General features: G+C 43.5%; 11 protein-coding genes and 2 pseudogenes. 2 read left to right on the top strand and 11 right to left on the bottom strand.

From position 1 onward, the window contains the following. Position 1 precedes the first annotated feature (1 nt). The 6 genes from AC2A4J_RS14245 to AC2A4J_RS14220 all read right to left on the bottom strand — a co-directional run bounded on the left by AC2A4J_RS14245 (position 2) and on the right by AC2A4J_RS14220 (position 6,360). Complete coding sequence (locus tag AC2A4J_RS14245) at positions 2–583, bottom strand: LysE family translocator (RefSeq protein WP_114411512.1); 582 nt, start codon at positions 581–583, stop codon at positions 2–4. 73 nt (positions 584–656) lie between these two features. Beyond that, positions 657–1,484, bottom strand: coding sequence for an AraC family transcriptional regulator (locus AC2A4J_RS14240; RefSeq protein WP_484176497.1), 828 nt, complete (start codon positions 1,482–1,484; stop codon positions 657–659). Positions 1,485–1,608: 124 nt separating this feature from the next. Continuing rightward, positions 1,609–1,974 (bottom strand): cupin domain-containing protein, encoded by a 366-nt coding sequence (locus tag AC2A4J_RS14235; RefSeq protein WP_114411510.1) that lies wholly within the window; start codon positions 1,972–1,974, stop codon positions 1,609–1,611. 250 nt (positions 1,975–2,224) lie between these two features. Continuing rightward, the gene (locus tag AC2A4J_RS14230) at positions 2,225–3,565 is read right to left on the bottom strand and encodes an MATE family efflux transporter (RefSeq protein WP_484176496.1); all 1,341 of its coding nucleotides are present in this window, start codon (positions 3,563–3,565) and stop codon (positions 2,225–2,227) included. 106 nt (positions 3,566–3,671) lie between these two features. After that, complete coding sequence (locus AC2A4J_RS14225) at positions 3,672–4,916, bottom strand: multidrug effflux MFS transporter (RefSeq protein ID WP_484176495.1); 1,245 nt, start codon at positions 4,914–4,916, stop codon at positions 3,672–3,674. An 85-nt stretch (positions 4,917–5,001) separates the two neighbouring features. Further along, positions 5,002–6,360, bottom strand: a complete 1,359-nt coding sequence (locus AC2A4J_RS14220; RefSeq protein WP_484176494.1) for an amidohydrolase family protein — start codon at positions 6,358–6,360, stop codon at positions 5,002–5,004. Between the two features lie 27 nt (positions 6,361–6,387). Between AC2A4J_RS14220 and AC2A4J_RS14215 the strand changes: the two genes are divergently transcribed. Further along, positions 6,388–6,519: a hypothetical protein gene (locus AC2A4J_RS14215; protein ID WP_255826885.1), complete on the top strand. Its 132-nt coding sequence runs from the start codon at positions 6,388–6,390 to the stop codon at positions 6,517–6,519. A 756-nt stretch (positions 6,520–7,275) separates the two neighbouring features. After that, a pseudogene (locus tag AC2A4J_RS14210) lies at positions 7,276–7,633 on the top strand (transposase); the annotation flags it as partial. A 198-nt stretch (positions 7,634–7,831) separates the two neighbouring features. Here AC2A4J_RS14210 and AC2A4J_RS14205 read toward each other — a convergent pair. The 5 genes and pseudogenes from AC2A4J_RS14205 to AC2A4J_RS14185 form a co-directional block, all read right to left on the bottom strand. Continuing rightward, positions 7,832–8,251, bottom strand: a complete 420-nt coding sequence (locus AC2A4J_RS14205; RefSeq protein ID WP_484176493.1) for a PaaI family thioesterase — start codon at positions 8,249–8,251, stop codon at positions 7,832–7,834. Next, the gene (locus AC2A4J_RS14200) at positions 8,244–8,933 is read right to left on the bottom strand and encodes a GntR family transcriptional regulator (protein ID WP_484176492.1); all 690 of its coding nucleotides are present in this window, start codon (positions 8,931–8,933) and stop codon (positions 8,244–8,246) included. Before AC2A4J_RS14200 ends, AC2A4J_RS14205 begins: the two co-directional genes overlap by 8 nt. Positions 8,934–9,597: 664 nt before the next feature. Then, positions 9,598–9,990, bottom strand: a pseudogene (locus AC2A4J_RS14195) (transposase); the annotation flags it as partial. 186 nt (positions 9,991–10,176) lie between these two features. Continuing rightward, a complete protein-coding gene (locus AC2A4J_RS14190) occupies positions 10,177–11,655 on the bottom strand; it encodes an NAD-dependent succinate-semialdehyde dehydrogenase (RefSeq protein ID WP_484176491.1) in 1,479 nt (492 codons plus the stop codon). 10 nt (positions 11,656–11,665) lie between these two features. Beyond that, entirely contained in the window at positions 11,666–12,670 is a 1,005-nt protein-coding gene (locus AC2A4J_RS14185; protein ID WP_484176490.1) for an ABC transporter permease, read from the bottom strand.

The raw sequence follows: 12,670 nt of genomic DNA, 5'->3' as shown, positions 1-12,670 counted from the left end.
CTTAGTAAAAAACAAATCGGTAGGCCACATAGAATAGCAATAGCGCCATTACGCGGTTAACCCAAGCCATTACCTTGGGATTCATCGCTGCTTTTTTAAGCCGAGAACCCGCCAACAAATACACACTTGGCGCTCCGCATGCCATAACGGCAAGCCCTAATGACCAAACGGCAATTTGACTGCCTTCAATATGAAAGCGAGGAAATTGCACGCTAACAATCGGCACAATGGCCACCAACGATTTAGGGTTACACAACTGAAGAATCAGACCCGTTTTAAAGCTCACAGCCTTGTCTTGTGCTCTCACCTCTGCCTGCTGGAAACTCGCTTGCAGTATTTTCACTCCTAGATAAGCAATATAAACCCCACCTAGAATGGCAATAATCGATTGATATTCAAGAGGAATAATATCACCACCTAAATAACCAATCAGAAGAAATAAGATCAGCATAGCCAGCCCGACGCCGACACAATACAGAAACGCACGCCAGCCTTGGCCATTTACGCCAGCCAAAAGTGCCAACATATTAGCAGGGCCTGGACTGTACATGACACCAAAGGCGTAGATGATTATTGCGAGCATAGGAACTCCTCAAATGGGTATTTGATAAAAAGACGTAATAGAAAAAGAATTAGCTATAAGATGAAGTTTGCCGCTAGGTACGCAGCAAAGTACGCCTAAATTGATAAGGAGTTAGCCCAAACATCGGCTTAAATCGACGATTAAAATAACTCAGGTCGGTGAAGCCAAAGGTAAAGGCGACGTCGGCTGGAGGCATGCCCAGCTCAAGCGCATCTTTGGCGCGGTTCATACGGTAATTTTGCCAATATTGATGAGGCGTCATACCAAAATAATCACGGAAGCAGCGCAATAAATGGTACTTCGACATATGCGCCACTTGGCTGAGTTCATCAAGTGACACTTCTGCACCCACATGAGCATGTAAATACTCGCGCACTCGTTCAAAGACAGGGTCTTTCACGCGCTGCTTAGCTTCTATTTGAATGCCCTTTTGCCGTGCCAAATATTCAGCAAATTCAAACAAAGCAGAGGAATACTCCAGCGCAGACGTAGCAGAACTTTCTACCAAAGCAGCCAAGCGCAAAATGTGCGCTTTGAGCACCGCATCCTGTTGCACAGGAAGTTCAATACGAAAGTCTTGCGAGCGACGAATACCAGCACTTTCAAGCATGGGGGTTAATTGATCAGGATGGACATAAAGCATCTTGTAGTGAAGAGGATCATCCGCACCTGAATGACCATCGTGAGCTTCTTCCGGATTAAACACAATCACATTGCCAGCATAGCTTTTGTGATGTTCACCTAAAGCAAAAAAATCCTGACGACCAGATAAAGTTACGCCGAAAGAAAACTCCTCATGGGCATGAGTGCCATAAGAAAAATCGCTCATAGAGGCTTCCAGCAACATCACCTCATCGAGGGCTGCACTTTTCGCAAACTGAAAATGATTTTCTACTGACATCACAACCTCCCGAAACTAGCCTAATCAATAACAATAGACTAACCAATAACAAACAGAAAAGATTGGACGATATTGCGGTATTACAACTTATTCCGCACTAGCTCAGTATCAACTTGTTATTGCGCTATATCCAATCTTGCTTCTCGAATGATACCGTTACTTCACTTTCAAGTTTGCCAGTATGAGCTGTCGATAAAGGCTCAACCATCATAAAATGAGTATCTTTTTTTGCTTTAGGGCAATGCTCTACACCCTTAGGGACAACAAACATTTCACCAGTGTTGAGTACAACATCTCCGCTTCTCATCTGCAAAGTCAGTTGCCCTTTGAACACAATAAAAAGTTCATCTTCATGCTCATGTGTATGCCAAACAAGCTCATCACTTCCCTTTGCTATTTTAACTAGTTGGCCATTTGATTCCGCAATAATCTTCGGAGCCCACTCCTCTGTGAACAATCCAAACTTTTCGTTAATATTGATTTTATTCAATGCATTACTCTCCGGAACAAGACTACTTTTGATAGTACGTAGGCACGCACATTTCACGCTTACCCAAAGAGAAAGCGTCTAACAAAAGACTAAAAAAACGGTTAATTGATGAATTCTTAAAGGCGCATCTAAGTCTAAATTCCTTGTAACTTAAATTCATAAGAATGCGTCAGGACCAGACTTAAGCCCCTGAAACAATAGATATAGACTAACCAATAACAAACAGAAAAGATTGGACGATATTGCGGTATTACGTCTTATTCTGTACTAGCTTTTTCTCAACCTGTTCAAGCGCTCTGCGATACATACGCCAAGCACAAATACCCGCAAGAACATTACCGATCAAGACGCCGAAGAACAGCCCTTTAAGTCCGGCTAATTCAGAACCAATCCATAGACAAGGCAAGAAGAAAGCAAACAGTCGTAAAGCCGATATCGTCAATGCTGTGTAGGATTTCCCTAACGCATTAGAGATAGAAACCATCAACATACAGATACCGAGCAAACCTAAACTCACCGGCACTATCATCAAATGCCAATGCAAAATCATCGATACTTCTTCATCACTGGTCATCAAGTTTGCCAACATGCCCGAAACGAAGAAAGTAACCACTGCAACCAATAGTTGAAATGATAATACGAAACGACAGGCTAAACGCACAACATAACGAACATCATCTAAGCGCCCTTCGCCTAGTAATCGCCCGACCATGGGAGGCATCGACATAGTCAGCGCTAACACGGCAACAATAGAGAAAAATTCAAAACGTGAGCCCAATGCCCAAGACGCCACCGCCGCCGTACCAAACCCAGCAATCAGTTTAGTCGCCAACATAGAAGAAACAGGAGGCAGTAGCTGGCTAACCATCGCAGGTCCCATAATATGACCTATCGACGTCAAACTTTTGCCGACATTGAGATCTTGCCAATCAAAGGTAACCCAATGCTTACGAGCGACTTGCGGCGCAACAATCAAAGTACCTAGAGCAAACGCCACTGTGGTCGCCATAGCAGCCCCGTTCAAACCAAGATCGAAAGTGAAGATAAAAATAGGATCCAGCACTAAGTTCAACACGCTGGTCACAATCATCATGACACCTGGCAACAAGGTATTCCCATTAGACCGACAAATGCTGTAATAAAAATAGATCAACGCCCCGACCCAAGCGCTGAGTAACCAGTGAGGCCAATAAGAATCGATAACAGGATAAACAGAATCCGGCGCACTCAGTAACGCCAAAATAGGATGGCGTAATAGCCAAATGATCACACTAAAGAAAGCGATCCCCACACTTCCCATCATTAATACCAAACCACCTAATTGCTTGGCATAACGCGTGTTCCCCGCCCCTAAAGCACGAGAAATAATCGCCGTTGTTGCAATCCCTAACCCTACTTGCAGACCAATGACAACCATCTGAATGGGCAGAGTAAAACCCTGTGCAGCTAAGGGCAAAATACCCAATTGTCCGATAAAGGCACTGTCCACCAGCTGAAAACTCATCAACGACAAAATGCCAAACATCATTGGCCATGTCATGGAAAAGAGTTGCTTCGCTAAGGAATCAGATTGGGATATTTGAGATGACATAGAAATAGGTATGCTCTTACTTAAAAACTGAGCTTACATTCTAACCTATTTTGGTGAACACAGGATGACACCCACCTTCACCCAACCAACTATGCGCTGAAAAACCTTATTCTTCGGTATGACGCTGGCTGTACTTGTCCCCATATCTCAGCATTACAAAAGCAATGATAGAAAAAATAACAAAGCCGCTTGCCAATGGCGTCACAGTAAAGTGATAAAACTGCCCAATCACGGTCGATAAAATAATCGCCAGAAAGCTGGATAACGATGAAATAACGGAAGCCCCAAGCCCCGCCATTTTTCCTAGCGGCTCCATCGCCATGGCGTTTACGTTTCCAAACACCATACCGAAGCAGGAAAACATCACCATTCCCAACCCCATAAAGAGCACAAAAGGCGGCACACCATCAAAGTAAAAAGTCGATAACAGCAAAATAAAAGAAGAAGTTAACAGTACGCTCAACGCACTTATCACACAGCGCAGCATACCGATTCGCAGTACAATCTTGCCGTTTGAGAAATTGATAACAGCAGAGCCAATCGCCAACATGGCAAAGAACAAAGGAAAGCGATCCCCCGTGTCGTACACATCCTGAAAAATGGATTGGGCAGTGCTTATATGCAACATCAAACCACCAAAAATACAGCCCAATAACACAGTATAGGCCATGACATCACCACGGCTAAGGATGATACGAACATCGGCCACTAATCGTTTTCGGTTGAGTGGAATACGGTTTTCTTTCGACAAAGTTTCAGGCTGACGCAGCAGCAACCATAATCCCGCAATGGTTGCTTGAGTCATCAACAAACCAAAAATCCAACGCCAATCTGCGACTTGTAACACGAGCTGCCCAATAGAGGGAGCAAGCATAGGCACTAAAATAAACACCATCATCACAAAGGACATAATGCGCGCCATCGCCGCGCCTTTGTACATATCTCGTATCAAGGCACGAGACGCTATTTTTGGCCCTGCAACACCAAACCCTTGTATCATGCGACCCAGCAAAAACATCTCGATGGACGACGCCAACAACGCCACCACCGAACCAACAAGGTACACACAGATACCAAGTAAAATACTCTTTTTACGGCCTATGGCATCGGACAAAGGCCCAAAGAAAATTTCCCCAAAGACCATGCCCAAAATCATTGCTGAGACGATCCACTGGGTTTTCTGATAATCCACCACCGCCAGAGACTCGGCAATGAAAGGAAACGCCGGCAACATGGCATCCATACTCAACGCCGTCAGCGACATCATCAGAGCAAACAAGGCCACCAATTCTTTTTCAGCCAAGCGCTTTACATGCAATCCAGTGGGTTGTGATGAATGAGAGAGTGACATCCTGTTCCTTAGCAACGAGTAAAATGGATCAATAGTTTACTCGTCCGCTGCTCTATCTCCAATTAATTCACTGAGAATCTCACAATCAATTCACTGGCGATTTCGCTAACAACGCCAACACAGCGGCTTTTATATCATGCACTAACTCGGCTTCATCCACGCCCAGCACTTGGCCGTTTTCAACCACTCGCTTACCGTTCACAAAGCTGTGTTTAATCAGTGCTGGCTCACCACATAAGATTGGCGTTTCTAACGGGCTGTGTACGCCCGAAAAACGCGGCGCATCAAGGGAATACAACACCAAATCCGCAGCATAACCTTCGGCTATTTGACCTGTTTTAAGCCCCAAAAGATCCGCGCCATTTTGTGTTCCCCATTTAAGTACTTGTGTCACGTTCGTTGCTGTTGGACCACCCTGTGTACGATGCAACAACCACGCGAGATTCAACTCTTGTAGCATAGAAGCATTTTCACTGGATGCCGATCCATCCACTCCAAGAGTAATGGGAATACCCGCCTTTTCCATCGCTAGCACTGGTGCAATACCACTTCCAAGGCGACAATTTGATGTTGGACAATGGGCAATTCGAGTCTTGGTTTGCGCCAGCAACTCAATCGCATGGGCATCAGCTTGCACCAAGTGAGCAAACCACACATCATCGCCTAACCAATCACAATGACCAGCGTAATCAATCGCGCTCATACCAAAGTTTTGTTGCGCCATCTGCTCATCAAAAGACACTTCTAATAAATGCGAATGGCGCAGTAAGTTTCGCTCTTTTGCCCACTGAGCATAACCACGTAAGTCTTCTGCTGGTGAGGTGTGAACCAAGCTAGTCGGCGCAACAACCAAGCGTCGCATACTGAGTGGACTAGCGTCATGATAACGTTTGTAGGAAGCATCAAGACGATCCAGTGACAAATCCAATGACTCTGGAACAATGCCGCTGTCTTGCATGCCTTTATGGCTGCCTTGCACCGTCGCACCACCGCGACACAACACCAAGCGAATCCCTAAGTCTTCCGCTGCACGCCAAACAGCGTCTTCCAACTCCGGCGATGTACTCGCATGGTACAAATAATGATGGTCAGCACAGGTGGTCACACCAGACCGCAGTTGTTCGTACAGACCTAATTTCGCTGCGACATACATTAAATCTGGCGTGATTTGTGGCCAAAAACGATATGGTACGCTGGCTAACCATTCACCTAAACCTTGGTTTAAGCCTGCTGGAACGCCTTTTAGAATAGATTGGGCAAGGTGATGGTGAGTATTTACAAACCCTGGATAAACCACACACTCTGACGCATCGATCAACTCGTCATCAGGCTCGCGTTCTAATGTGGAAGAAATGGCGGCAATCACGCCATCTTTAATACGGATATCTTGAGGAAACTCATAACCTGCAACGGCTTTGGCTTGGCGAATCAAATACTGGGGCATAACACTCTCCTTATTTAGGAAAGAGCAATGTCCAGGCCACAAGGCTTAACCGCTTCTACTCTTCATTTCATCAATAATCTAACCTCTTTAACAAGCAAACCTTGTACCAGCCTCATCAGTGACCATAACGACACAGCACACGCTTATGAAACGGCTTAGTTCTCTCACTGTGAGATATATTCTTGGTGCAACTTTCTCACAACTCGCCCAATTCAAGTGCAGAACAGAGCACTAACAACCGTATTATTGCCGAATTTATAGGCAAATTTATTTGGCCTGCTTGTTGCTTAGTCATAAGTAGCGCAAATAGTTTGCGTGACGCAATGAGTAGAAGCGGTCAAATTTGGTGTCGGGTTCCAACAAACCAAGTTCGGGCATTGCTCACTGCCTTATCGACAACCCAAAGAGGATGTCGAAAGGGAAGTGACAGCCGTATCTACCTAATTCGACTGTGTACCCAGCCCTCTCGCTCTTTCCTCATCTTGTTTTCTTTGTGGTTGTTTCACTAACTGAGCTTGGCTTGCTTTGAAAAGCACAGCCAGATCTATGATGAAACATGGAGAAAACAATTGTACGGCGACATTATAGTTTGATATAAAAATAAGGCTTTTTTGTAGATAGAGAGAGGTAATGTTTGATATTTTTTGGCTACCTTCACTTCAAACAAGCGACATTAAAGTTTGATATTTTTTGCTCTATCACACTAACCTTATGAATACTTCCGCAAGTACAGTTTTACCTAAAACCTGATTAAACTTAAGAATGAACACAGATCACCTCGCAGGCAATCTCCAATTACTTTGCAGCTATAAACAGTCCATATCTAATGTTTTTTCGTGAGCTAGGGAACATGCGATTAAGTAGGTAACATAAAACAATCTTGCCGACTTAAATCAACTGTAATTCCTGCCCACCATGAACCAGCATTCCTTCGCCGATACCGAATTCATCAGCAAACTCTGTAAAACCTTCAAAGAGCTTTTCCTTTGACAGATGAATGAACTATCCCATAGCAAACAGTTTGAAGCTCAAATTGCTCCGTCCTACCTAAAGCTGGCAACGGTCGGCGTCCGTCACTCTCGCTACAATGCTACGCATTCATTTTATGCAAAATTGTTACAACATAAGTGATCCAGCGATGGAAGATGCACTCTATGAGATCACATCAATGAGGTTGTTTGCAGGCTTGTCATTAGAAGGCGTGATCACAAACCATAAAACCATCATGAATTTCCGCCACTTGCTAGAGAAACACAAACTGGGTCGTAATGTTTGCTCTTACAAATCTATTACGATTGGGTCAGATAATGCGGTCTTCGCGGGGTCAATCAGTCTAAATGAAGGAGTAAAGATACTCTAAGCACCTTAATAGCGAAAAAAAGACGCCTCAGCTACATTTCCACAGAGACATTGGTAAATAAAGGAATTCAGAGCAAAATTGAGTGACTTGTTCACATACTCCTTAGCTTAGCTAACTCCAACGAATTGTCATTTGTGATTGAGTTATAATAGCTGCTATAGAGTTATCTTCTCTAAAAATTTTAGTCTGCCATATCATTATTTTCTTGCCGATGTTAATGGGTTCGCATACGCCTTTGACGACACTACCAATTTGGACAGCTCGAATAAAGTTGGTCTTACTTTCGACAGTAACAGTTGAGTAACCTGAAGCTAGATTAGCAGCTGATGCTACCCCGCCCAGTACATCAGCGAAGCCCATTATCGCCCCACCATGCATCACTCCGTTTCTATTAGCATGCTTAGGAATAACCTCGAGCTGCCCAACAACTCTATCAGCGTCAACTTCAACGATCTCGACACCTAACTCTTCAGCGAAAGGCGGTAACTTAGACAAAATTTCCTGCTTCACTACGTGGATTGGCTTAACCATCAGAGCTCTCAATACCTATTGGCTTCGATTCTGATAGCAACTCAATGATATTTTTCTCCGACATCTCGATATGATGTTTAGCAGCCTTACCTGCTAGAATTTCGTCTCTATTAGAAATCGCCTGAATAATACTTTTAAGCTCTTCTGCGGTATATTTTAGTCTCCCTGGACGCCCCATAGAGAGAGTACGAAATAAACTCACTCTATTATTTAGCTTACTCAATTGATCTTGAATAATTTTATTTTCTTTTATGGAAAGCAGACAGTCGTAAAATCGATTTTTTAGGTCTCTGCTATTTTCGCCATTTAGTTTGTTGTCCACGAACTTACAAAAGTCTTCTACTACTGAATTCAAATTCGCCAAATCTTTGTCTGAGCCATACCAAACAAAATTTTGTACAGCCAGAGCCTCAAGAGCGCCTCGCACCTGATATATTTGTTTAACATCTGCAATATCCAAACAGGTTACAACTGCGCCTTTATGCGGTACGATTGTAACTAAGCCCTCTGCTTCTAAAGACCTCAATGCCTCTCTCAGTGATGTTCTACTGATATCCAACTCTAAACATAAATCTTGTTCAATCAAACGTTGACCAGGCTTAAATCTCCCAGAAAATATCTCTTCTTTTAATGCCTCCTGAATTTGATACCGCAGCGATGCTTTCTGCTTTAAAACTCGCATGTAAACTTACCTTCCTGTGTGGTGGTCAAATGAAACTGACCACCGTTTTATAGTTAATCCAGTACTGCTATTATTTCTTATTCAGGCTCATACATGCGTTGTGCCGTTGAAGTCTTAGCTGACTGTCATACCCAATGATGTATTTCATAATAAGATGTTTAGCTTATTCGAATAAGTGATAACCACATGTTGACCCCACATTCTATTTTTAAGCTTCTGTGGAATCATCCCTTCGACACATTATACCAGCAATTTCCCCGACCATTTAAACTTTGAGTCATTTGAGATTGTCATAACTTTTTGTCGAACTCTAGGCTGGCATGGCGGCCGCCTTAATCACTATGAAACATCCCGACTTTTGATCGTCCACAACTTTCATAGGCCATTTTCAACGCATTACTTGTTAACTCACTATTTAGAGACAGAGATATTGCCCACCCAACAGGCTTACAAGTGTAAAGATCAATCACCATGGTAAGTTAGGCTCAACGCTTCCATGTCCAAATGCAAGCTACATCACCACACGCTATCAGATAACTTTAAATGGCATTTTCTTCCCGACGTCATATATGGGGTGCTACTACGCCAGCCGAGCCTTAGCTTGTTCAATAAACTCTTTCACCAAGGCCGTTTACGCTGTTTTTTTTGCGCTAGCAGGTTGCTTGGAGGGCTGTTTCCAATATCGAAATTTGCTTCGGTTTACATTGAGCACATCACACAGTCTTTTCACTGGGTAGCTCATCTTGAGTTTTTCAATTATCGAGAACTGTTCAGGAGTCGGACGTCAAGAGAGCGGTAGCCTTTTTTAGAATCATCTCGATGTCTCGAATACGTTTTTCAAGCTCTCGTATCTTTAATTGTTCGGGGGCATCGGGGTGGTCTTAGGGCTTTCCCCGTCTCGTTCTTTCCTCAGTTGACGTACCCTCTTATCCATCGTTGAATGACCAGCATTCATCGCTTCGGCGGCTTATCGAACGGTGTAATGTTGATCAAGAACTAACTGTGCGACTTCTAGTCGAAACTCAGGGTTAAAATTATGTTTTGGCTTTTTGTTTATTGATGCATTCTAGCACCTCTAATTAGATGGCCAAATTAACTATGCCACTACAGTTTTAACACTCCTAATTAAATGACTAAACTCTCTACTCTACTACAAAGTTTAAAAAGAAAATGCTCGGTGCAAGGCACCGAGCATTTGACCTGGATATAAGTATAAACTTATATCCAGGTCAGGCTTTGTTAGTTATTCCATACTACCAAGACAAACGTATTTAAGGGACAAGAAATCATCTAATCCATACTTAGAGCCTTCTCGGCCAAAACCAGATTGTTTAACGCCACCAAAAGGCGCTACTTCAGTTGAGATAAGTCCTGTATTTACTCCAACCATTCCATATTCTAGAGCTTCTGCAACCTTCCAGACCTGAGTAAGATCATTAGCGTAGAAGTATGAAGCTAACCCAAACTCGGTGTTGTTTGCGAGCTCTATCACTTCGTCAACTGTTTCGAATTTGAAGACTGGAGCGAGAGGTGCAAATGTTTCTTCTCTCGCGACCTTCATATCAGTTGTCACATTTTTCAGGACAGTTGGGTAAGCGAATGTGCGACCAAGAGGATGCGGCTCATTGCCGGTCAAAACCTCAGCTCCCTTAGAAACTGCATCCGATATGTGATCAGAAAGCTTTTCTTTAGCTTCAGCATTGATTAGTGGACCGAGAGAACTTTTCTCATCGAAACCGTCTCCAACTTTCAGGGCTTTAACAGCTTCTGTAAGTTTTTCAACGAAGAGTTCATAGACTCCAGACTGCACATAGATTCGGTTAGCACAGACACACGTCTGACCATTGTTCCTAAATTTAGAAATAATAGCCCCTTGAACTGCTTCTTCTATGTTTGCATCATTGAAGACGATAAATGGAGCGTTACCACCTAGTTCCAGACTTAGTTTAAGAATTTTCTTGGCTCCCTGGGCCATTAGAATTCGACCCACCTCTGTCGATCCGGTAAAGGTTAGTTTTTTTATAATCGGGTTACTACAAACCTCATCACCGAAGCTTTTAGCATTGCTGGTCGGCAAAACGCTGAGAAGACCTTTTGGCAAGCCAGCTCGTTCCGCCAATGCAGCTAATGCAAGGGCTGATAATGGAGTTTCCTCGGCGGGTTTGAATACCATCGAGCATCCTGCTGCAAGAGCGGGTGCAAATTTTCGAGCAACCATAGCCGACGGAAAGTTCCATGGCGTTATAGCTGCGGTGACTCCAATTGGCTGCTTCAAAACCATAATGCGCTTATCGTTGTCGTGCCCAGGAATTATGTCGCCATATACACGCTTAGCCTCTTCACCAAACCACTCAATATAGCCAGCACCGTAAACTATTTCGCCTCGCGCTTCGTTAAGTGGCTTACCCATTTCAGAAGTTAGAATAATAGCGAGATCTTCTTGATTGGCTATAACAAGATCATACCATCGACGAAGAATAACGGCTTTCTGCTTTCCTGTAGTACAAGCCCATTTCTTTTGTGCTTCAGCAGCCTTATCTATCGCTAGTTTAATCTCTTTTAACGACATGTCCGCGACGTTAGCAATGACTTCGCCTGTAGACGGATTAGTCACTTCGATAGTTTTTCCTTCGCTAGAGTTCACCCATTCACCGGCAAGAAGAGCTTGTTCTTTTACGAGCGTAGGATCCGACAACTTACTTGATAGAGATTTTGCGATCATGTGAAAATCCTTATATTTGATTACGAATATGTTTTGATCGGGCATAAATGGCAACCATAGGAATAATGAATGAACCTATGACAGCCTGTTGTGCAGCAAAGCTTAAACCCAGCCCGACCAGCAATGAAGTTAAAACAGTAAGAACCAAGACACCTAGAATAGTTGCACCATATCCGCCCGAACCACCTAACAAAGATGTTCCCCCTATTACGACCGCTGCAACCGTTGTAAAGAGATATGGATCGCCGACACCTACAAATCCGCCGCCAGAGAATCCCAGTAGTAATACGCCAGCCGTAGCAGACATAAAACCAGAAATGCCATGTACCTGAATCCATGTGCGAGATTCTGAGATTCTTAATCTATGTGCAGCAACTCGGCTTCCCCCTACTGCGTATATCCCGATACCGAACCAAGTGCTTCGCATCACCCAAATGAGCAGAATAGAGATTGCAGCCCATATAAATACTACTGGTGGTATCTGGACCCCAAAAGTGACGCCATTAAAAGCAGCTAAATTTCTAAGCCATTCAGGTATGGGAGTAAAAACATTACTTCCAAACTCTGAACCAATTGATGTGTAAATCTGTGTTGCTCCGACTACCATAAAACCGACAGCCAATGACATTATTAAAGACTGTCCCTGCAGACGAAAACTTAAGGCTCCGTTCACTAGACCAACTAATCCACCGAGCATTAACACAATCACTATCGCCAAAACGGGTGGAACCCCAGATGACAGTAAGCTAGGAAATAGAATATTTGCTGAACCAATAACAAATGGAATGGATAAATCTAGTCCGCCAATTAACGCACAAAGCGTTTGCCCCAACGATGCAATTCCCAAAAATGCTGCAAGCAGGAGTACTGACTTCAAGTTCTGAAAGGAGAAAAATCCTTCTAATAAAAACCCACCCATTAGCGTAAGGAATATTAATAGTGCGGCTCCTAGCGCTATTGATTTATCCATAGATACTTTTTCCAAGTATCTATCATAAAAATTACTTGTAGACAT

This window comes from Marinomonas sp. ATLA20 (genome assembly GCF_057180105.1).
The sequence above is the reverse complement of the archived record's forward strand: the minus strand, read 5'-3'. Positions and strand labels throughout refer to the sequence as shown.

Excerpts from the sequence above, each read along its gene's own strand:
- AC2A4J_RS14245 (WP_114411512.1), bottom strand. The coding sequence starts at position 583 with ATGCTCGCAATAATCATCTACGCCTTTGGTGTCATGTACAGTCCAGGC.
- AC2A4J_RS14240 (WP_484176497.1), bottom strand. The coding sequence starts at position 1,484 with ATGTCAGTAGAAAATCATTTTCAGTTTGCGAAAAGTGCAGCCCTCGAT.
- AC2A4J_RS14230 (WP_484176496.1), bottom strand. The coding sequence starts at position 3,565 with ATGTCATCTCAAATATCCCAATCTGATTCCTTAGCGAAGCAACTCTTT.
- AC2A4J_RS14225 (WP_484176495.1), bottom strand. The coding sequence starts at position 4,916 with ATGTCACTCTCTCATTCATCACAACCCACTGGATTGCATGTAAAGCGC.
- AC2A4J_RS14220 (WP_484176494.1), bottom strand. The coding sequence starts at position 6,360 with ATGCCCCAGTATTTGATTCGCCAAGCCAAAGCCGTTGCAGGTTATGAG.
- AC2A4J_RS14215 (WP_255826885.1), top strand. The coding sequence starts at position 6,388 with ATGTCCAGGCCACAAGGCTTAACCGCTTCTACTCTTCATTTCATCAAT.
- AC2A4J_RS14205 (WP_484176493.1), bottom strand. The coding sequence starts at position 8,251 with ATGGTTAAGCCAATCCACGTAGTGAAGCAGGAAATTTTGTCTAAGTTA.
- AC2A4J_RS14200 (WP_484176492.1), bottom strand. The coding sequence starts at position 8,933 with ATGCGAGTTTTAAAGCAGAAAGCATCGCTGCGGTATCAAATTCAGGAG.
- AC2A4J_RS14190 (WP_484176491.1), bottom strand. The coding sequence starts at position 11,655 with ATGATCGCAAAATCTCTATCAAGTAAGTTGTCGGATCCTACGCTCGTA.
- AC2A4J_RS14185 (WP_484176490.1), bottom strand. The coding sequence starts at position 12,670 with ATGTCTACAAGTAATTTTTATGATAGATACTTGGAAAAAGTATCTATG.